Genomic DNA, 18,998 nt, shown 5'->3' with positions numbered 1-18,998 from the left:
GCCCTCAGGTGTAGCTGACGCCGATCTGCTCGCGGATGGTGTCCAGCAGACCCATCACCTCCAGGGTCACCGCGTGCGGCACCAGCGGGCTCTCGGTGAGCCCGGCCGCCAGGCAGCGCTGCACCTCGGCCGCCTCGTACTGGTAGCCGCCGCCGACCATCTCGGCGCGGATCACCTCGGGCTCGGCGCCGGCCCGGTGCAGCGTCAGGTGGTCCGGGCGGAAGAACGGCGCCGGCAGCTCGATCCGGCCGGTGGTCCCGGCCACCGTCGCGGTCACCGACGTCTCGCTGATGATCCCGCAGGTGAGCGCCGCCACCGCCCCCGAGTCGTAGCCGAGCAGCACGCCGGTGTTCTCGTCCACGTCCTCCGGGCTGATCTTCGCCCAGGAGCGCACCTGGTCCGGCGCGCCGAGCAGCAGGTGGGCCAGGCTGATCGGGTAGATCCCGAGGTCCAGCAGGGCCCCGCCGCCGAGCGCGCGAGCCCGCATCCGGCTCTCGGGCGGGAACGGCCCGGGCACCCCGAAATCGGCGCGCACGGTGGTCAGGTCGCCGATCGCGCCGTCTCGGATCAGCTCCACCATCCGGAGTACGAGCGGATTGCAGCGCATCCACATCGCCTCCATCAGGAAGGTCTGCCGGGACCGGGCGAGTTCGATCAGCTCGGCGCTGCTGGCCCGGTCCAGCGTGAACGGCTTCTCGCAGAGCACCGCCTTGCCCGCCGCCAGGCAGACCTTCGTCGCCTCGTGGTGGGCCGAGTGCGGGGTGGCGACGTAGATGACGTCCAGCTCCGGGTCGGCGGCCAACTCGCGCCAGGAGCCGTACGCCCGCGGGATGTCGTGCCGGTCGGCGAAGATCCGGGCGGCGTCGGCCGACCGGGACCCGACGGCGACCACCTCGGCGTCCGGCAGCAGCCGCAGGTCGGTGACGAACTGCTTCGCGATCTGTCCGGTCGCCAGAATGCCCCAACGCGTCATCTGAGGCACGCTAGCGGAGCGGCCCGACCGGCTCGCCGCACGGTCCACCTGACAAGATCCGGCCGACGAAGATCACCGACTAGGCTCGCCGGCATGACGAGTGACGCCGGGGCACCCGGCGGCGGGCTGCGGTTCGCCGTACCCGGGTCGCTGCTGGCGCACGCCCGCCGGTTCCGGGCCGAGGGCCGCCCACCGGTACCGCCGCGGGTGGCGGCCACCGTCCTGCTGTTGCGGCCCGCGCCGGGCACCGGCTTCGAGGGGTATCTGCTGCGCCGGGCCGCCTCGATGACGTTCGGCGGGGTGTACGCCTTCCCCGGCGGCGGGGTCGACCGGACCGACTCGGGCTCCGACCTGGACTGGGCCGGCCCGGACCGGCGCTGGTGGGCCGACCGGCTCGGCCTGTCGCCGGAGGCCGCCCAGGCGGTGGTCTGCGCGGCCGCCCGGGAGGTGTTCGAGGAGGCGGGTGTGCTGCTGGCCGGTCCGGAACCGGGCACGGTCGTCGGGGACGTCAGCGGCGACGACTGGGAGGCGGCCCGGGCGGCGCTTGTCGCCCGCGAACTCGGCTTCGCCGAACTGCTCCGGGGCCGGCGGCTCGCGCTCCGGTCCGACCTGCTGCTGCCGTGGAGCCGGTGGCTCACTCCGGAGTTCGAACCGCGCCGCTTCGACACGTACTTCTTCGTCGCCCTGTTGCCGGCGGGGCAGCGGCCCCGGGACGTTTCCGGGGAGGCCGACCACACGATGTGGATTCCGCCGGCCGAGGCGCTGGCCCGGGCCGAGGCCGGTGAGCTGGCCATGCTGCCGCCGACGGCCGTGACCCTGACCGAGGTGGCAGCCTGCGCCGACCTGGCCGGGTTGCCGGCCGTCTCGGCGGACCGCGAGGTCACGACGCCGGTCACCCCCCGGCTTGAGGAGGCTCCGGACGGTTCGTTCCGGTTCGTGGTCGGCTGATCGGCCGTCCGCGCCACCCCGATAGATGATCTTGCGTTACCGGGCGGTGATACTTTGGCGCCTGCGACCGCACGGCCCGACCACACCGCGTCACCCTGTCGGTCGCGACCCTGCAGCTATCGGACGGCCAACTGCCATCGGACGGGGTAGATGAGTGCACTGCCAGGAATGCCGCCGACCGGGAGGGCCCCGGCGCGGGGGGGCGAACTCGTGCCCCTGGCCGTGCCGGCCGAGTACGTCGATCACATCGCCCGGCTGATCGAGGAGCTCGACAAGCGGCCCCGCCCGCTCGACCCGCCCGCGAGGCGGATCCGACCCACCGTCGTACGGCACGGCAAGGAATGGCCGGTGGAGGAGTTGCGCCGGTTCGCCGAGGGCCGATCCCGGACCCACGAGACGGTCTCCGCGATCCTCGACCTGCTCTCGGCCCGTCCGGGCGAACGGCTGTTGGTCGGCGACATCGCCGCCGAACTGGACAGCCCGGTGGACAAGGTGATCGGCGCGCTCGGCGGCCTCACCCGGATCGTCAAGGCGTACCACGACTACCCGATGCTCGGGCTGCCGCTGGATCGGGTCAGCAAGCCGGTCCCGGGCCGGTCCGCCGGGGTCTACTACAGCGTCGGAGCCGAGCAGGCGCGGCGCTGGCGGCAGGTTCGGGAGTCGGCAGCCGAGTAGTGGCCGGGGGGTTGCGGCCCCATGACCGGCGGATGTCCGCCAGCTGCCGGACCGTCCGGTCGCCGATGCCGGCACCGTCCCGGCCGCGGGGTGCAATTCCCCTGCCAGGGGACGTTTCTCACCGCCCGTTGGCGATGTGGGGGCCGAACGATTGACCTACAGGTTTGGTTCACCTGGTGTTCACCATGCACCGCCCGACCGTTTAGCAACGGCTCGTAGCGTCCACCGCGTTCGAGACGGCGAATCGCTTCAGCCTGTGACCCGGGCCGGATCGCCACCCCGACCTCAGAGAGGCAATATCACTGTGAACCGCAGATCCCTTCGGTTGGCCGCCCTGCCGGTCGCCGTGCTGCTTTCCCTCGGCGTGGCCGCCTGCGGTGGCGACGGCGAGGACACCGGTTCGGAGACGTCCACCGAGGTCAGCGGAGACCTCGCCGGTGCCGGAGCCTCCTCCCAGGGCGCCGCCATGGCGGCCTGGATCGCCGGATTCTCGTCCGTGGCGCCGGACGCCACCGTGACCTACGACCCGATCGGCTCCGGCGGCGGCCGCGAGCAGTTCACCAGCGGCGGCGTGCAGTTCGCCGGCTCCGACGCCTACCTCGACGAGGAGGAGATCGCCGCAGCCGAGGCCACCTGCGGCGAGCGGGGCTTCATCGAGTTCCCGGGCTACATCAGCCCGATCGCCGTCGCCTACAACCTGCCGGGCGTCGAGAAGCTCAACCTGTCGCCCTCGGTGATGGCGCGGATCTTCGACTCCAAGATCACGAAGTGGAACGACCCGGCGATCGCCGAACTCAACCCCGACGCGCAGCTCCCGGACCTGGCCATCACGCCGGTGCACCGGTCGGACGAGTCCGGCACCACCGAGAACTTCGTCGACTACCTGTCCAAGGCGGCGCCGCAGGACTGGACCTACGAGGTCTCCGGTGACTGGCCGGCGTCCGGCGGTGAGGCAGCCGCGCAGACCCAGGGCGTGGCCGCCGCGCTGCGCGGTGGCGAGGGCACCATCGGCTACCTCGACGCCTCCCAGGCCGGTGAGCTCGGGGTCGCGGCCGTCCAGGTCGGCGAGAGCTTCGTCGAGTACTCGGCCGAGGCGGCCGCGGCCGTGGTCGACGCCGCCGAGAAGGTGTCGGGCCGGCCGGAGTTCAGCTACGCCATCGACCTGCCCCGCGACACCAAGGAGGCGGGCGTCTACCCGATCGTGCTGGTCTCCTACCAGCTCGCCTGCGTCAACTACGACAGCGCGGAGACCGCCGAACTGGTCAAGGCGTTCATGAACTACCTGGTCAGCCCCGAGGGCCAGAACGCGGCAGCGGAGAACGCCGGTTCGGCGCCGATCTCCGAGGAACTGCGCACCCAGGCCAAGACCGCCATCGAGGCGATCAGCGCGGCCTGATCCGCGCCGACCGCGGGAAGCTCCGGACGCGGGCCCGGTCGACCGTTCGACGGTCGACCGGTCCCGCTCCCGGCGTCGCAACACCCGTCACCGCACCGGCCTGAGGAGGCGCAAACCGTGACAACGCCCGCCACCGCCATGGGTGGAACCCCGACGGGCGGCGAGGAGGAACCGGGCTGGACCGGCTCCACCCGACGCCTCGGCGATCGGATCTTCTCCGGCACCGCGATCGGGTCGGGGATCCTCATTCTCGTCACCCTGGCCGCGGTCGCGGCCTTCCTGCTCTACGAGGGATTCCCGGCGCTGACCGCCGACGGGGCCGACCTGCCCGGGGGCGAGGGCTTCATCTCCTTCGTCGGGCCGCTGCTCTTCGGCACCGTCCTGGCCGCCGTCATCGCACTGGTGGTCGCCCTGCCGCTGTCGGTCGGGATCGCGCTGTTCATCTCGCACTACGCCCCCCGCCGGGTCGCGGCCGCGCTGGGCTACCTGGTCGACCTGCTGGCCGCGGTGCCCAGCGTGGTCTACGGCCTCTGGGGCATCTACTTCCTCGCCCCGCAGCTCGTCCCGGCCTACCGCTGGCTGGAGGAGAACCTCGGCTTCATCCCGCTGTTCGCCGGACCCACCTCGGCCACCGGCCGGACCATGCTCACCGCCGGCCTGGTGCTGGCGGTGATGATCCTGCCGATCATGACCGCCGTGAACCGGGAGGTCTTCCTGCAGACGCCCCGGTTGCAGGAGGAGGCGTCACTCGCCCTGGGCGCCACCCGGTGGGAGATGATCCGGATGACGGTCCTGCCGTTCGGCCGCTCCGGCATCGTCAGCGGCAGCATGCTCGGCCTCGGCCGGGCACTCGGCGAGACCCTGGCGGTTGCCATGGTGCTCTCCCCGGCAGACGTGATCTCGACGAACCTGATCGGTTCGGTCAACAGCAACACCATCGCCGCCAACATCGCCTTGGACTTCCCCGAGTCGAGCGGCCTCGCCGTGAACGCGCTCATCGCGTCCGGCCTGGTGCTCTTCGCGCTGACCTTCTTGGTCAACTACGCGGCTCGGGCCATCGTCAACCGTCGGCGTGACTTCTCGGGAGCGAACGCATGACCACGACGGCCACCCCCACCGACTCGCCCCCGCAGCCGGTCCTCGACACCGGGATGACCCGGGGCATCCTGCCCAGGTGGGCGGTGCCCGCCGTCGTCGCCGGCGCCGTCGCGGTCGGCCTCGTCGCCTGGCTGGCCGGCGTCGCGGTGCCGATGGCCGTGGTGTGCGCCGTACTGCTGATCGTCCTCGCGCTGCCGCTGCTCTCCTGGCGGGTCGAGGGGGCTCGCCGGGCCAAGGACCGGTTCGTCACGGTGGTGGTCTCCATCGCCTTCAGCCTGGCGATCCTGCCACTGCTGTCGTTGCTCTTCACGGTGGCGTCCAACGGCATCGGCCGGCTGGACGGCGAGTTCCTCACCAGCGACATGAGGGGCGTGCTGGGTCCGGGTGGAGGCGCCCTGCACGCCATCGTCGGCACCCTGCTGATCACCGGTGCGGCCACCGTCATCTCGGTGCCGATCGGCGTGATGTGCGCGGTCTACCTGGTCGAGTACGGCAAGGGCCGGCTGGCTCGGTCGGTCACCCTGCTCGTCGACGTGATGACCGGCATCCCGTCGATCGTCGCCGGCCTGTTCGCCTTCGCGCTCTTCGCGATCTTCTTCGGGCCGAGCATCCGGTTCGGGATCGGCGGCGCGGTAGCGCTCTCCGTCCTGATGATCCCGGTCGTGGTCCGGTCGGTCGAGGAGATGCTGAAGCTGGTCCCGAACGAGCTGCGCGAGGCGTCGTACGCACTCGGCGTGCCGAAGTGGCGGACCGTCATCAAGGTGGTGCTCCGTACCGCGGCGGCCGGCATCGCCACCGGCGTGACGATCGCCATCGCCCGGGTCATCGGCGAGACGGCACCGCTGCTGATCATCGCCGGCAGCACCACCCGGGTCAACAGCGACCTCTTCGACGGCCGGATGTCCTCCCTGCCGATCTTCACGTACTACTCCTACAGCATTCCGGGCGCCCAACCCGAGTTCGGCGTCGACCGGGCCTGGGCCGCGGCGCTCACGCTCTTCATCATCGTGATGGGTCTGAACCTGATCGCCCGGGCCATCTCCCACTACTTCACCATCAAGACCAATCGCTGACCCGGAAAGGACGGACCATCGTGGCCAAGCGCATCGAGGTTTCCGACCTCGACATCTTCTACGGCTCCTTCAAGGCCGTGGAGAACGTCACCATGACGATCGAGCCGGCCTCGATCACGGCCCTGATCGGGCCCTCGGGTTGCGGTAAGTCGACCTTCCTGCGGTCGCTGAACCGGATGCACGAGGTCGTGCCCGGCGGGCGGGTCGAGGGCAAGGTGGCCATGGACGGGCAGGACCTGTACGGCGACGACGTCGACCCGGTCGCCGTACGCCGGCACGTCGGCATGGTCTTCCAGCGCCCCAACCCGTTCCCGACCATGTCGATCTACGACAACGTCGCGGCCGGGGTGAAGCTCAACAGCGGCCGGATGCGCAAGCCGGCCCTGGACGAGCTGGTCGAGAGCACGCTGCGCGGCGCCAACCTCTGGGAGGAGGTAAAGGACCGGCTCAACCGGCCGGGATCGAGCCTGTCGGGCGGTCAGCAGCAGCGGCTCTGCATCGCCCGGGCGATCGCCGTCAAGCCCGACGTGCTGCTGATGGACGAGCCGTGTTCGGCGCTGGACCCGATCTCGACGGTGGCGATCGAGGACCTGATGCACGAGCTCAAGGAGCGGTTCACGATCGTGATCGTGACCCACAACATGCAGCAGGCGGCCCGGGTCAGCGACCGCACCGGCTTCTTCAACATCGCCGGCACCGGCAAGCCGGGCCAGCTCATCGAGATGGACAAGACCCAGCGGATCTTCAGCAACCCGCAGGTCAAGGCCACCGAGGACTACATCACCGGACGCTTCGGCTGAGCCCGGCCCGGCGGGGTCAGCTCCGCTCGTAGTTGACGTCGACGGTCCACGGGGCGAAGCCGAGCCGCCGGTAGAGGGCCGTCGCGGCGGTGTTCGACTCGTCCACGTAGAGGGTCACCGTCCGCAGTCCCTGCTCGCGCAGGTGCCGCAGCCCGGCGACGGTGAGCGCGGAGCCCAGGCCGCCGCCCCGCGCGTCGGCGTCCACCCCGACGACGTACACCTCGCCCACCGGGGTCCGGCCGCCGGGCGCCGGTGGGTGGACCTTGGTCCAGTGGAAGCCGACCAGCCGGTCCGTGCCCTCCTCGACGGCGAGCAGGAAGCCGGCCGGGTCGAACCACGGTTCGGCGAGCCGGTCGGCCAGGTCGGCGGCCGTCCACCGACCCTGCTCGGGATGGCTGGCGAACGCCCGACCGTTGACCGCGAGCCAGGCCTGCTCGTCCTGACCGGGCCGGAAGGCGCGCAGCCGTACCCCGGCCGGCAGGCGCGGCTCGGGCAGCGCCGGGCCCAGGTCGCGGCGCATCTGCCACAGCACCCGGTTCCGGGTGAATCCCAGGTCGAGGGCGAGGGCGGCGGCGGACGGGTGGTCGCCGTGGGCCCACATGCGCAACGCTCCGCCGGACGCCGCGGTCGCGGCCGTCAGCAGTGCCCGTCCCAGGCCCCGCCGCCGCCGCGCCGGGTGGACGACCAGTTCCCCGGTGGCCGGCTGACCGGCGGCGGCCGGTTCCAGGTGCGCGTACCCGAGCACGCCGGCGGTGCCGTCCCGGACCAGCAGATGGATGACCGGCTGGTCACCGCCGTGCCGGATCCGCAGCCGGACGTGTTCGGAGAACGGGACGGTGCCGTCGGCGGTGTCCGCGGCGGTGGTCAGGGCGAGCACGTCGCGGATCTCGGTCGACGTCAGCCGTTCGGCCTGATCGACCGGCGGGCGGGGCGCGGATGCGGCGGTGGTCACCCTGCCACGGTAGCCGGCAGCCGAGCGGCCGATCGGGGGGTCGGCCCCGGCCCGGGAAGGGCCTGGGCCGGTCCGGCCCCGGCGCCGCTGCCGGCGGTGACACCGCCTCCGGTGGGCAGCGCGGTGAGCGCGAACCGGCGGGTGAGGTTGGGCAGGATGGAGCGCAACGCCGAGACGGTGCCCTGCCGGTTGCCGCCCGCGTCGTGCAGCAGCACGATCGCGCCGGGCACGGTCGAGCTGGTGACGGCCGTGGCGATGCTGCTCACCCCGGGCCGGCGCCAGTCCTGCGGGTCCACCGTCCAGTGCAGCGACGTCATGCCGAGCTGTGCGGCCACCGTCACCACCGACGCCGTCCAGTTCCCGCCGGGCTGCCGGAAGTAGGCGATCCGGGCGCCGGGCACGGCGGCCCGCAGCGCCTCGTTGGTGCGTACCAGGTCGGCCACGATCACCGAGCGGGACCGGCTGCCCAGCGCCAGATCGTGCGACCAGGAATGGTTGCACAGGGTGTGCCCGTCGGCGGCGATCGCCCGTACCAGGTGGGGGTACTTGGCGACGTTCGCGCCGACCAGGCAGAACGTCGCCTGTACCCGGTAGCTGCGGAGCATGGCCAGCGCCTGCGGGGTGTAGTTCGGGTCCGGGCCGTCGTCGAAGGTGAGCGCCACGGCCGGCGATCCGGTGGTCCGGCGGCTCCCGTACGGTCCGCCGCCGGGCTCGGCCGGCAGTCGGGGCTGCTCGGCCTCGGCGTGCGGGTCGAGCGTCGGTGCGGCTGCCGGACTGCTCGCGGTCGGCGTACCGGTGGGGGTTGTCGGGCCGGCGACGTCGTGCGGCCCGGCGGGTTCGTCGGCGGCCGAGGGGGTGGCGGCCGGTACGCCGGTCAGCAGGCTCGGTCCGGTCGGGCCGCCCACCGCCCGGCCGAGCAGGTAGATGGCGGCCAGGCTGGCGACGGCGACGGCGGCGATGACGGCGAGGGTACGGGTGCTGGGGGAGGCGGTCATCGACTTGCCCGGCCGGGGGTCCGGTGCCGTCGGCGCCTGTCGATCCCGATGTCTGGCGGTCGCACCGCGCCCCCTCCCGGCAGGTCCCTCAGCGCCAGGATACGTACCATCAGCCGGCTAAATAGGGTTTTGCTCCATCGCCGACCGACCTCACCGGGAACGACAGAACGCCACCCGGCACCGGCCGGATGGCGTTCGATCGAAGCGGCGGTACGGGGATCTAGACGGGCATCGGCACCGGCTCGGAGTCAGGCAGCGACCGCGACGGCGGCACGACGAACTTGTAGCCCACCTGGCGGACGGTGCCGATCATCGACTCGTACTCCGAGCCGAGCTTGGCGCGCAGCCGCCGCACGTGCACGTCGACCGTCCGGGTGCCACCGAAGTAGTCGTAACCCCAGACCTCGCGGAGCAACTGGTCCCGGGTGAAGACCCGACCCGGGTGCTGGGCGAGGAACTTCAACAGCTCGAACTCCTTGTACGTCAGATCGAGCGGCCGCCCCTTCAACTTGGCGGCGTAGGTGTCCGGGTCGATGCTCAGCTCCCCGGCCCGGATGCAGCCGCCGGCACCGGCGGCGGCGTTGCTGAGCCGGCCGACCGCGAGCCGCAGCCGCGCCTCGACCTCGGCCGGACCGGCGCTGGCCAGGATCACGTCGTCAACGCCCCAGTCGGCGTTCAGCGCGATCAGGCCCGCCTCGGTCACCACCGCGACCAGCGGCACCCCCAGACCAGTGGCGTGCAGCATGCGGCAGGTCGCCCGGGCCTCGCTCAGCTCGGAGCGGGCATCGACAAGTACGGCGTCCGGGCTCGGGCCGGACACCAGGGTGCGGACATCGCGGGGCGCGGTACGCACCGAGTGGGGGAGCAGGTCGAGCGCGGGCAGCACGGCGGATGGTTCGCCTGCACGCGCGGTCACCAGCAGCAGGATCTCCACACATCACCTCCGTCCCGGCGGCATCAACAGGCCGCGCGGTGGTCAGCGGCGTTACGGTGATGACCGGGTTTGCCGCTGGGACTGGCGTCTTCCCGGCTGCACTGACGGGTGGTTAAGGCCTGAGCCTAACCGATTTCCCGCCCGAAACACTCAGACGGTTGTCTGATCATTTGTGGCCTAGGACATAACGCGATCCCCGGCCGCGTGGCCGCGGTGCGCCCCGGCCACGACCTGCCTCGACGCCGTTGCGAAGCGCGACCCGGCGTTGACGCGTCGCGATGACAGCGGCGCGGGACGGCCGTTCCGGCTCGGGATCTGGCACGATCGGGGCGTGTACCCCTCGACCCCACCCGAGACCGGTCGCGACGCCTGGGCCGACGGCAATCCGGCCGGCCCGGGCCGGACCGGCCGGCCCGGGCACCCGCCCCGCGGCGCTGTGCCGCCACCCGGGCAGACCCGCGGACCCATGCCCCCGGCCGGCCCGGCCCGGGGTGGGGCGGCGGTCGTCCCGCAACCCGGCCCGGGCCGCGGCTACCCACCCGGCCCGGACGGCTACCCGGGTGGCCCCGGCCCGGATCGCGACGGCTATCCCGGCAGACCCGGCCCGGATCGCGACGGCTACCCCGGCGCACCCGGACCGGGGGGCGCTCGGGCGGGCCGGCCGGACGACGACGAGCCGGCGCCGGACCCGGCGCTCCCGGACGACCTGTCAGACGACCCGGACGGTGAAATCTCGGCCGGTCCGGTGCCGGTCCGGCGGCTGCCGTCGCTTATCGTCGCCGGCTTCGCGCTGCTGATCGGCGTCGGCCTGGTCTTCGGCGCGCAGACCTCGGCGCCCGGTGCCCGGCTGCCGTTCGCGCTGGTGGTGCTCGGGGTCCAGCTGCTCTTCGTACTGGCCTGGACGCTGGCGCTGCGCCCACCGGCACTGCTCCTGGTCGCCGGGGTCTCCACCGTGGTGGCGGCGGGCGCGAACGCGGCGGCGGTGCTGCCCGACCTGGCGGCCCTGGCGCCGCTGGGTTACGTGGCCGCCGGCGGGTTCCTGGTCGGCGTCCTCGGTCAGCTGGTGCGGGCGCAGGACCGGGCCCGGGTCACCGAATCGCTCGGGGCGACCCTCTTCATCATTCTCGGCGTGGTGGCGTTCGCCACGCTCATCGTGCTCAGCCGGCGGCTGCTCGGCACCCAGGCGATCTTCGTCTGCCTCACCGCGACCGCGGTGGCACTCGCCGTGGCCCGCCTCACCGACGCCGTGCTGCCCTGGCCCCGGCCCGCCCCGCAGGTGCCGCGTGGCGCCCTCGGCGTGGTGATCGGCGCGATGTGCGGCACGCTGACCGGCGGGATCATCGGCATCTACCTGGTCGGATTCACCCCGACCAGCGGCGCGGTGGTCGGGCTGGTGGCCGGCTCCGCGGCGGTGCTGGCGGACCTGGCCGTCGGCTACATCGAGGCCGGCCGACAGATGGCCGGCGAGGCGCCGACCATGTGGATCGCCCGGCACATGCAGGGCCCACTCGGCGGCTTCGCGCTGGCCGCGCCGGTGGCGTACGGGATGAGTGTGCTGCTGATCTGATCCGCTGCCCGTCCCGGCACGTAAAGCCGATTGGGAATCCGGCGAATCGGGTACTGCACCGACGCGACCGGCGGCGGAGGCCGACCGGCAGCGCGGACAGCGGCAGGAGGCGGCGTGGCAGACAGCTACTCGGCGTACGACGAGACCCACCGGGACCGGCCGCGGCGCCGGCGCGGCCGGAAGGTGTTGATCACCTTCATCGTGCTGCTGGTGGTGCTGGCCGGTCTGCTGGTGGTGGCCGACCGGGTGGCGGCCAGCTTCGCCGAGCGGGCGATCGCCGACCAGATCCGCCAGGAGGTCGCCAAGCAGGAGATCGAGTCCTCCCCGCCGGAGGTGACGGTCGGCGGCTTCCCGTTCCTCACCCAGGTCGTCGCCGGCCGGTACGAGTCGATCTCGATTCTCGTCCGTGACCTGCGGGGCCCGGTGCAGGGCCGGTCGCTGCGGGTGCCCGAGCTGACCGTCGACGCCCGCAACGTGCTCGCCTCGATCGACACCCTGCGCACCGGCGAGGGGGAGGTGATCGCCGAGACCGTCGAGGGCACCGGCACCATCTCCTACGACACGGTGGCCGACTTCATCAACCAGCCCGGCCTGACGCTGCGCGAGGAGCAGGGCCGGCTGCGGGTGAGCGCGCCGCTGACCGTGCTCGGCCAGGAGTTCACCATCAACGGCGCCGCCGAGCTGACCGTGGACGACGAGGGCCGGGTCTTCCTCGGCTTCGACGACCTGTCGGCCGAGGGGCTGCCGGACAACCAGGTGGCCCGGCAGGCGATAAACGCGTACGCCCAGCAGATCTCCGTCGAGCTGCCGGTGCCCGAGATGCCCTTCGCGCTGCAGGTTCGCGACGTACAGACCCTGCCGCAGGGGCTGGCGGTCACCGCCACCGCCCGGGACGTGCCGCTCAATTCGGTCGCCTGACCGCTGCGGTGGGTGCCGACCACCATCCGGGAACGTGACGTCCGACTCTGTAGGGGCCGGCGAAATCGCTGGTAAGCTCCCACCCCATGGGGACGCTCCTCACCAAACGGCGCGCGGTCGACCTGTGCCGCGTGGCCACCTGCCTGTGTCGCCCCGTCATCTGACGGCGGGGCTGCTTCTCCTGCGTACCCTCTGATCGCACGCCCGGCAGCGGCGCCGTCGCACGGAACCCGTGATCCGTCCTATGGGTCCGGCGTGGTGCGACCGAACTTCCGATCTCCACGCCGACTCACTGACCAACGTCCATGCCGCCGGCCACGAATCCCGGCCGGTGGGCAGCTACCAGGGAGTGATCTGATGAGTCGCGACACCGCACTCGTTTCGGCCGACTGGGCCGAGAAGAACCTCGACGCGCCCGGCGTCGTCTTCGTCGAGGTCGACGAGGACACCACCGCCTACGAAGGCGGCCACATCGCCGGTGCGATCAAGCTGAACTGGAAGACCGACCTGCAGGACCCGGTACGCCGGGACTTCGTGAACAAGGCCCAGTTCGAGGCGCTGCTCTCGTCCCGCGGGATCGGCAACGACGACACCGTCATCCTGTACGGCGGCAACAACAACTGGTTCGCCGCGTACGCGTACTGGTACTTCAAGCTCTACGGCCACCGCGACGTGAAGCTGCTCGACGGCGGCCGCAAGAAGTGGGAGCTGGACGCCCGCCCGCTCACCAAGGACGTGGTTTCCCGGCCGGAGACCAGCTACGTGGCCAGCGACCCGGACCTGACCATCCGGGCGTTCCGCGACGAGGCGGTGGCGGCGATCGGCACCAAGAACCTGGTCGACGTCCGCTCGCCCGACGAGTACGCCGGCCGGCTGCTCGCCCCGGCGCACCTGCCGCAGGAGCAGGCGCAGCGCGGCGGCCACATCCCGACCGCGATCAGCGTGCCGTGGTCGAAGGCGGCGAACGAGGACGGCACCTTCAAGTCCGACGACGAGCTGCGCGCCATCTACGGCGACGCCGGCCTGGACGGCGACAAGGACACCATCGCCTACTGCCGGATCGGCGAGCGCTCGTCGCACACCTGGTTCGTGCTCAAGGAGCTGCTCGGCCACCAGAACGTGAAGAACTACGACGGCTCGTGGACCGAGTACGGCTCGCTGGTCGGCGTGCCGGTGGCGCTCGGCGACGAGCCCGGGGAGGCGTGACCGCGATGACCGCTCCCGTTACCGCCGACGGCTGCGCCGCGCCCGACCAGGCCGCGCCGCTGCCCGCCGGGCTGGACCTGGAAAAGGAAACCGTGATCACCGGCGTGGTCAGCGACGGCACCGGCGCCCCGGTCGGCGGCGCCTACGTCCGGCTGCTCGACTCGACCGGCGAGTTCACCGCCGAGGTGGTCACCTCACCGGCCGGCCAGTTCCGCTTCTTCGCCGCACCGGGTTCGTGGACGCTGCGCGCCCTCTCCCGCTCCGGCAACGGAGACGCCAAGGTCACCGCCAACCGCGGCATCAACGAGGTCCCGGTAACCGTCGCCTGACCCGTCTCCCGCATCACGTCGTCGCCGCCCGGGCCACAACTGGCCCGGGCGGCGCCTCCTTTCACGCCGAATCCCCGTCGACCTTGTGGTGTTGAGACGCTGCGTTGTCGTCCCAGTGGCAACGCAGCGTCTCAACACTTGTGGGTTCAGTCAGATGGAGTGGCGGGAGATGCGTTGGCGGGGGCTTTCCGCCAGGCAGGCGGCGGGGTGGTCGGCCGCCAGGAGGCAGCGCCGGCCGGCGTCGAGCAACCGGTCGCAGAAAACCCGATGCTGTACGAGTTGGTCGCACTCCGCGGAGACCGTCGTCTCGGTGCGGGACAGCTCGGGCGCGAATCGCAGCGACCGGGTCAGCTCAATGGCAAGCTGTCGCGCCGCCGCCAGATCAGCGCTGGTCACCATGAGATGAATGACGTACCGTCCGCCGCCGGTTGGGGCGCCGCCGGTTGGGGCGCCGCCGGTTGGGGCGCCGCCGGTTGCGGCGCCGCCGGTTAAGGCGTTTCTGGATGGGCCGGTGTCCGTCGGGCTGCTGTCGGCTGGGCCGGTGCCGGTGGTTGCCGCTGCTGCGGAGTCGCCGGTCATGACCGGGTCCAGTGGCCGCCGGAGTTGTGCGGGCGCCGGGGTGGTGAGTGGCCGGTCCGGGGTCGGGACCGGACTCTGTTGACGAGGCGGCGGAGGAGTCTGCGCACGGTGCATCACCCTTCCTGTCGGCGATGGTGGATGGGCGGCCCGATCCTCGGATAGGGGGAGACGGGACCGGGCCGCCCGGCCCTGCGACCGCAGCCCTGATCGGCGGTACGGCCACGGAGCACACCTGCGGTGCCGGGACGGGTACCCGTCAAACGCGATCCGCCCCGGCTGCGGCGCCGCCACCAGCAGATTTGCCGAACCGCCGGAGCGTGCCAGTCGTCAACCTACCTTAGTAGCTAGGCAAGGTCTAGCCCTCAAGTTAGCTGAGTTTCCCGAGCTATTGCAGTAGCTACAGTAGGTAGGGCATGATCTGAGGTGCCGAACCGACCGGAGACACCTCAATGTCCACAGCGCAACCGCCATTCCGGCGCATCGCCGCCGACATCACCGAGCAGATCAAGAGTGGGGAGCTCGCTCCTGGCGCCAAGCTTCCCTCGACCCGCGAGATCGCCGGGTCCTACAACGTGAGCATGGGCACCGCCTACCGTGCGCTTTCCCTGCTGCACGAACGCGACCTGATCATCGGACACCCCGGGCGAGGCACCTTCGTCGCGGATCACTCCGGCGAGTAGGTCGGGGCGAAGTCGTCGCTCGATCGGTGCCACCTCGCTCGTGGCGCAGCCAGTCGTGATCAGCGCACCCATCTGAATTGTTCAGCGCGACTCGATCGTGGACTCGACACACACGACGGTGTAGGCGTTGTCGTGGGGGAGTGGTGATGATCTGAGCGCTACTGCTGTTACCGGCGGGTTTTAACAGCAGTAGCGCTCAGATCATCAAGGGATCGGGGTGTGGGCGGCCGGGTGGATGGTCGATCTGCGGCTTATGGGTGGGGGACGTCGGCGGCGGAAGTGACCGGGAGGTGGGGCGGTTGTTGTAGTTGCTCTAGTAGGTGCGGCATCATCGATGGGCTGCGCCGACTGGAGGCTCTGATGTCCACAACAAGGCCGTCGTTCCGGCAGATCGTCGACGACTACACCGAACAGATCAAGAGCGGTGAGCTGCCGCCGGGCACCAGGCTGCCCTCCGCGAGTCAGCTCGCCAACACCTACTACGTCAGCCTCGGCACGGTGAGCAGGGCACTGGAGCTGCTACACCACCGCGAACTCATCTCCGCCCACCCCGCCCATGGCCGCTACGTGACCTACCGCACCACCGCATAACCGCCAATCAGCGATCTTGATAGTTTTCGGCCCCTCCGGGGGCCATCCGCTACCAAGATTATTCTCCGGACCCGGGTCAGCGGCGATAGGTGTCACGACGGTGGGCGACGTCGAGGACGTGGATCTCGCGCCGCTTCTCGTCGATGTGATATCGGACGCGGTACTCGCCTCGCCTGGCGTGCCAGAGGCCGTCGAACGGGGCGTTCAGTCGAGCACCCACCCGATGCGGCTTTCGACGGAGTGGTCCGTTGATGAATTCCCACCCGGCGAAGGCGGCACCCGAAGGGAGCCCGTCGGTCAGGGCGCGCCTCGCGCCGGGGGCCAGGATCACCGTGTAGTGCTCGGGCCAGTTCGACTCGCCGGCCGGGTTCTGCTCCTCAGGCGGCCTGTTCACGAGCCCGCCGTTGCGCCATCAGGTGAGCCATCTCCTCGGCGCTGGTGCTCTCGCCCCTGGCGAGCGCCGCTTCGGCCTCCCGAATCCGGGTAAGGGCGGCGGGGTCGGAGAGCAGTTCGATCGTGGCTTCCAGTGACTCAAGGTCCTCGGCGGAGATCAGACATATTCGCGGCCATTACGCGTGATGTGGACGCGGTCGTGGGTGCGGTCGACCTCTTCGGCCACCTCAGAAAGTCTGGCCTTCGCTTCGGACAGCGGCAGCGCTGTCATAGACCAGAATTCTAGTCTGCCGAGAAGTCGCGTCTACGAATCGCAGAAGGGATGTCCCGACCGGACCCCGGGAACTAGCGGTTGGCGTCGTAGTTGGTCTGGGCGGTGAGGATTGTGGGCATCTCGGCCTCGACGAGGTCGATCAGCTCGCGGAGCTTGGTGGCGACTCGCAGGCCGGCTGGGGTGAGGCTGTACTCGACGTGCGGCGGGATGGTGGCCTGCACGGCGCGGCTGACCAGGCCGTCGCGTTCCAGTGCGTGCAGGGTCTGGGAGAGCATCTTCTCGCTGACCCCGTCGACCCGTCGGCGTAGCGCGTTGAACCGGTAGGTGCCCTCGGCGAGGGCGACCAGAGCCAGGATTCCCCACTTGCCGGCCACGTTCTCCAGCGTGCGACGGGACGGGCAGGCGCGGGCGAACACATCGCTGACCAGTTCGTCCGACGGATCGCTCGCGCCGGCGGGGCCGTTCGCAGCTGTGGGGCCAACCGCGGCGGCGTGGTTGCCAGCGGCGTGTTCGAAGTCGACGTCGGTCGCACTGCTCACCACGCCACCATAGCCCTCTCGGCAAGTGCTTTCCAGATGACGGCGCTCACATCAGGATTGTACTTTCGAAAAGTTAGTGCATGCTGGCTGGGGTGCGGGTCATGGGGTCCGCGAAAGAACTCAGGGGAGTTAGCAGATGATCACTGTTACCGCAGCTACCGGTCATCTTGGCCGACTTGTCGTGCGGTCGTTGCTGGACCGGGGTGTGCCGGCCGGGGAGATCGTCGCCGCGGTACGCGACCCGGGCAAGGCCGCCGATCTTGCCGCAGCCGGGGTGCAGGTGCGCGAGGCGGACTACGACCGGCCGGAGACGCTCGCCCCGGCCTTCGTCGGCGCCGACCGGCTGCTCTTCATCTCCGGCAGCGAGGTGGGGCGGCGGGTCGCGCAGCACGCCAACGTGGTGGCGGCGGCGGTGGCCGCCGGGGTCCCGTTCCTCGCGTACACCAGCATCCTCAACGCCGACACCACCGCGATGGAGCTCGCCGCCGAGCACCGCGTCACCGAGAAGCTGATCCGCGACTCCGGCATTCCGTACGTCTTCCTGCGCAACGGGTGGTACATCGAGAACTACACCGACAACCTCGGGCCGGTCTTCGAGCACGGGGTGCTGCTCGGAGCCGCCGGTGACGGCCGGCTGGCCGGCGCCACCCGGGCCGACTACGCCGACGCGGCGGCCGCCGTGCTGCTCGGCGACGGTCCGACCGGCGTCGCCTACGAGCTGGCCGGCGACACCCCGTTCAGCCTCGCCGAACTGGTCGCCGAGGTGGCGGCGCAGAGCGGCCGGACGTTGGCGTACCAGGATCTGCCCGCCGACGCGTACGCCAAGACGCTCGTCGAAGCCGGGCTGCCGGCGGCGGTCGCGCAGACGCTCGCCGACTGCGACCTGGGCATCGCCCGCGGCGAACTGGTCACCGACAGCGGCGACCTGACCGCCCTCATCGGCCGCCCGGCCACCTCGCTCACCGCCGCCGTCGGCGCCGCCCTGAAGACCGACTGACAGCCGGCGGCCGACCGAACGGCGGCTGGGCGGGCCGGTCAACAGCCGTCGTTGGCGGGAGTAGCCGTCGGCTGGCCAGCTGGCAGCCATCCGGTCGGCCGAGCAGCCATCCGGTCGGCCGAGCAGCCGTCGGTCGGCCGAGCAGAATGGCCGGGCCGCTGGCAGCGGCCCCGGACCGGGGTCAGGCGGTGGCGGTCAGGGTCAGCTCGGTGTACTCGGCGACCGGGGTGAAGCCGAGCCGGGCGTAGAGGGCCAGCGCCGGGGTGTTGTCGGCCCGCACGTTGAGGGTGATGTGGTCGACGGTTCGCAGCAGCCGGCGGCAGACGCCCGCCACCAGCGCCGTACCGATGCCCTGGCCGCGCAGCTCCGGATGGGTGGTCACATTGCCCAACGCGCTCACCCGGTACCGCGCCGACCATACGTGTACGCCGGCCACCGCGACCAGCTCGCCGGCCCGCCGCAGCCCCAGGTAGTGACCGGTCGCCAGCATCCGGGGGTCGAACGAGTTGTCCGGGTAGGACAGTCGGTAGAGCCTCTCAAGCTCCGGCAGGTCGGCGGTGGTGAGCGGTTCGCCGGCCGGCTCGACCAGCGGCAGCCGGGCCGGCTCGGTGAGCGCCAGCTTCCGGTGCGGGCCGTGTGACTCGGCCGCGAACTGCCCGGTCAGGGCCGCTTCGGCACCGGGCGACAGGTGGGCGTAGAGGCGCCGGGGCAGCAACGGGGCCAGCCCGGTCAACAGCCCGATCAGCCGGTCCCGCCGCTCGGGCGGCTCGAAGGCGAGCAGGATCGGCGACCCGCCGCCGTGGTACACCAGCGCCACCGAGTCGCCGTCGCGAAACCACGACGTGTACGGCCAGAAGAAGTCGTCCAGATCCCCGAGCTGGTACGCGTGCAGGGCGGGATCGCGCCCCAGCAACCCGGCCAACTCGGCCCGGTCGTGGACAGTACGCGGCGGCGACACCGGGCCATGCTCGCACAGCCCGGCACCATCCAGACCGGCCCGGCAGCTTGGCCGTTGCCGCCCTGGTCCGGCAACCGGGCCACTGCTGGCCCGGTCCGGCGACCGGTCAGCGTGGCAGTCGGG

At 71.4% G+C, this 18,998-nt stretch carries 23 protein-coding genes; 14 read left to right on the top strand and 9 right to left on the bottom strand.

Annotation, left to right across the window (positions count from 1 at the left end; translation table 11 throughout):
- Window positions 1-4: 4 nt before the first annotated feature.
- Window positions 5-973 carry a Gfo/Idh/MocA family oxidoreductase gene (locus tag O7627_RS30875; protein ID WP_278096971.1) on the bottom strand — a complete coding sequence of 323 codons (969 nt, stop codon included), beginning with the start codon at window positions 971-973 and terminating at the stop codon, window positions 5-7.
- 93 nt (window positions 974-1,066) lie between these two features.
- Here O7627_RS30875 and O7627_RS30870 point away from each other — a divergent pair, with 93 nt between their 5' ends.
- From O7627_RS30870 to pstB, 6 genes are all read left to right on the top strand, one after another.
- Entirely contained in the window at window positions 1,067-1,921 is an 855-nt protein-coding gene (locus tag O7627_RS30870) for an NUDIX hydrolase (protein WP_278096970.1), read from the top strand.
- Window positions 1,922-2,131: 210 nt separating this feature from the next.
- A complete protein-coding gene (locus tag O7627_RS30865) occupies window positions 2,132-2,596 on the top strand; it encodes a hypothetical protein (protein WP_278096969.1) in 465 nt (154 codons plus the stop codon).
- Between the two features lie 304 nt (window positions 2,597-2,900).
- Window positions 2,901-3,992: a phosphate ABC transporter substrate-binding protein PstS gene (gene pstS, locus O7627_RS30860; RefSeq protein WP_278096968.1), complete on the top strand. Its 1,092-nt coding sequence runs from the start codon at window positions 2,901-2,903 to the stop codon at window positions 3,990-3,992.
- A gap of 117 nt (window positions 3,993-4,109) precedes the next feature.
- Window positions 4,110-5,090: a phosphate ABC transporter permease subunit PstC gene (gene pstC, locus O7627_RS30855; protein WP_278096967.1), complete on the top strand. Its 981-nt coding sequence runs from the start codon at window positions 4,110-4,112 to the stop codon at window positions 5,088-5,090.
- The gene (gene pstA / locus O7627_RS30850; protein WP_278096966.1) at window positions 5,087-6,163 is read left to right on the top strand and encodes a phosphate ABC transporter permease PstA; all 1,077 of its coding nucleotides are present in this window, start codon (window positions 5,087-5,089) and stop codon (window positions 6,161-6,163) included. The genes pstC and pstA overlap by 4 nt, the downstream gene beginning before the upstream one ends.
- A 20-nt stretch (window positions 6,164-6,183) precedes the next feature.
- A complete protein-coding gene (gene pstB, locus O7627_RS30845; RefSeq protein WP_278096965.1) occupies window positions 6,184-6,963 on the top strand; it encodes a phosphate ABC transporter ATP-binding protein PstB in 780 nt (259 codons plus the stop codon).
- A 16-nt stretch (window positions 6,964-6,979) separates the two neighbouring features.
- Here the strand turns inward: pstB and mshD are convergent, their stop codons facing one another.
- From mshD to O7627_RS30830, 3 genes are all read right to left on the bottom strand, one after another.
- Window positions 6,980-7,915, bottom strand: coding sequence for a mycothiol synthase (mshD, locus tag O7627_RS30840; protein ID WP_278096964.1), 936 nt, complete (start codon window positions 7,913-7,915; stop codon window positions 6,980-6,982).
- A complete protein-coding gene (locus tag O7627_RS30835; RefSeq protein WP_278096963.1) occupies window positions 7,912-8,910 on the bottom strand; it encodes a polysaccharide deacetylase family protein in 999 nt (332 codons plus the stop codon). Before O7627_RS30835 ends, mshD begins: the two co-directional genes overlap by 4 nt.
- Before the next feature lie 220 nt (window positions 8,911-9,130).
- Entirely contained in the window at window positions 9,131-9,844 is a 714-nt protein-coding gene (locus O7627_RS30830; RefSeq protein WP_278096962.1) for a response regulator transcription factor, read from the bottom strand.
- A 331-nt stretch (window positions 9,845-10,175) separates the two neighbouring features.
- On the opposite strand from O7627_RS30830, the gene O7627_RS30825 reads away from it, so the two are divergent.
- From O7627_RS30825 to O7627_RS30810, 5 genes are all read left to right on the top strand, one after another.
- A complete protein-coding gene (locus O7627_RS30825) occupies window positions 10,176-11,411 on the top strand; it encodes a hypothetical protein (RefSeq protein WP_278096961.1) in 1,236 nt (411 codons plus the stop codon).
- Between the two features lie 114 nt (window positions 11,412-11,525).
- A complete protein-coding gene (locus O7627_RS30820) occupies window positions 11,526-12,329 on the top strand; it encodes a DUF2993 domain-containing protein (RefSeq protein ID WP_278096960.1) in 804 nt (267 codons plus the stop codon).
- A gap of 86 nt (window positions 12,330-12,415) precedes the next feature.
- Complete coding sequence (locus tag O7627_RS37240; RefSeq protein WP_311202345.1) at window positions 12,416-12,493, top strand: Ms5788A family Cys-rich leader peptide; 78 nt, start codon at window positions 12,416-12,418, stop codon at window positions 12,491-12,493.
- Window positions 12,494-12,686: 193 nt separating this feature from the next.
- Window positions 12,687-13,535 carry a sulfurtransferase gene (locus O7627_RS30815; protein ID WP_278096959.1) on the top strand — a complete coding sequence of 283 codons (849 nt, stop codon included), beginning with the start codon at window positions 12,687-12,689 and terminating at the stop codon, window positions 13,533-13,535.
- Complete coding sequence (locus tag O7627_RS30810; protein ID WP_278096958.1) at window positions 13,532-13,864, top strand: DUF1416 domain-containing protein; 333 nt, start codon at window positions 13,532-13,534, stop codon at window positions 13,862-13,864. The genes O7627_RS30815 and O7627_RS30810 overlap by 4 nt, the downstream gene beginning before the upstream one ends.
- 150 nt (window positions 13,865-14,014) lie before the next feature.
- On the opposite strand, the gene O7627_RS30805 is transcribed toward O7627_RS30810, so the two are convergent.
- On the bottom strand, window positions 14,015-14,263 hold the full coding sequence (locus O7627_RS30805; RefSeq protein ID WP_278096957.1) for a hypothetical protein: 249 nt from the start codon (window positions 14,261-14,263) through the stop codon (window positions 14,015-14,017).
- A 629-nt stretch (window positions 14,264-14,892) separates the two neighbouring features.
- On the opposite strand from O7627_RS30805, the gene O7627_RS30800 reads away from it, so the two are divergent.
- Both O7627_RS30800 and O7627_RS30795 read left to right on the top strand, forming a co-directional pair.
- Complete coding sequence (locus O7627_RS30800; RefSeq protein ID WP_278096956.1) at window positions 14,893-15,123, top strand: winged helix-turn-helix domain-containing protein; 231 nt, start codon at window positions 14,893-14,895, stop codon at window positions 15,121-15,123.
- Window positions 15,124-15,483: 360 nt separating this feature from the next.
- The gene (locus O7627_RS30795) at window positions 15,484-15,714 is read left to right on the top strand and encodes a winged helix-turn-helix domain-containing protein (RefSeq protein ID WP_278096955.1); all 231 of its coding nucleotides are present in this window, start codon (window positions 15,484-15,486) and stop codon (window positions 15,712-15,714) included.
- A 76-nt stretch (window positions 15,715-15,790) separates the two neighbouring features.
- Here the strand turns inward: O7627_RS30795 and O7627_RS30790 are convergent, their stop codons facing one another.
- The 3 genes from O7627_RS30790 to O7627_RS30780 all read right to left on the bottom strand — a co-directional run bounded on the left by O7627_RS30790 (window position 15,791) and on the right by O7627_RS30780 (window position 16,920).
- Window positions 15,791-16,108 carry a type II toxin-antitoxin system RelE/ParE family toxin gene (locus O7627_RS30790; protein ID WP_278096954.1) on the bottom strand — a complete coding sequence of 106 codons (318 nt, stop codon included), beginning with the start codon at window positions 16,106-16,108 and terminating at the stop codon, window positions 15,791-15,793.
- 156 nt (window positions 16,109-16,264) lie between these two features.
- Window positions 16,265-16,378 (bottom strand): type II toxin-antitoxin system Phd/YefM family antitoxin, encoded by a 114-nt coding sequence (locus O7627_RS30785; protein WP_278096953.1) that lies wholly within the window; start codon window positions 16,376-16,378, stop codon window positions 16,265-16,267.
- 74 nt (window positions 16,379-16,452) lie between these two features.
- Window positions 16,453-16,920: a helix-turn-helix domain-containing protein gene (locus O7627_RS30780; protein ID WP_278096952.1), complete on the bottom strand. Its 468-nt coding sequence runs from the start codon at window positions 16,918-16,920 to the stop codon at window positions 16,453-16,455.
- 136 nt (window positions 16,921-17,056) lie between these two features.
- On the opposite strand from O7627_RS30780, the gene O7627_RS30775 reads away from it, so the two are divergent.
- Window positions 17,057-17,917, top strand: a complete 861-nt coding sequence (locus tag O7627_RS30775) for an NAD(P)H-binding protein (RefSeq protein WP_278096951.1) — start codon at window positions 17,057-17,059, stop codon at window positions 17,915-17,917.
- Window positions 17,918-18,098: 181 nt separating this feature from the next.
- Here the strand turns inward: O7627_RS30775 and O7627_RS30770 are convergent, their stop codons facing one another.
- Window positions 18,099-18,875 carry a GNAT family N-acetyltransferase gene (locus tag O7627_RS30770; RefSeq protein WP_278096950.1) on the bottom strand — a complete coding sequence of 259 codons (777 nt, stop codon included), beginning with the start codon at window positions 18,873-18,875 and terminating at the stop codon, window positions 18,099-18,101.
- Window positions 18,876-18,998 lie beyond the last annotated feature (123 nt).

The organism is Solwaraspora sp. WMMD1047, from assembly GCF_029626155.1.
Classification (GTDB): domain Bacteria; phylum Actinomycetota; class Actinomycetes; order Mycobacteriales; family Micromonosporaceae; genus WMMD1047.
The sequence above is the reverse complement of the archived record's forward strand: the minus strand, read 5'-3'. Positions and strand labels throughout refer to the sequence as shown.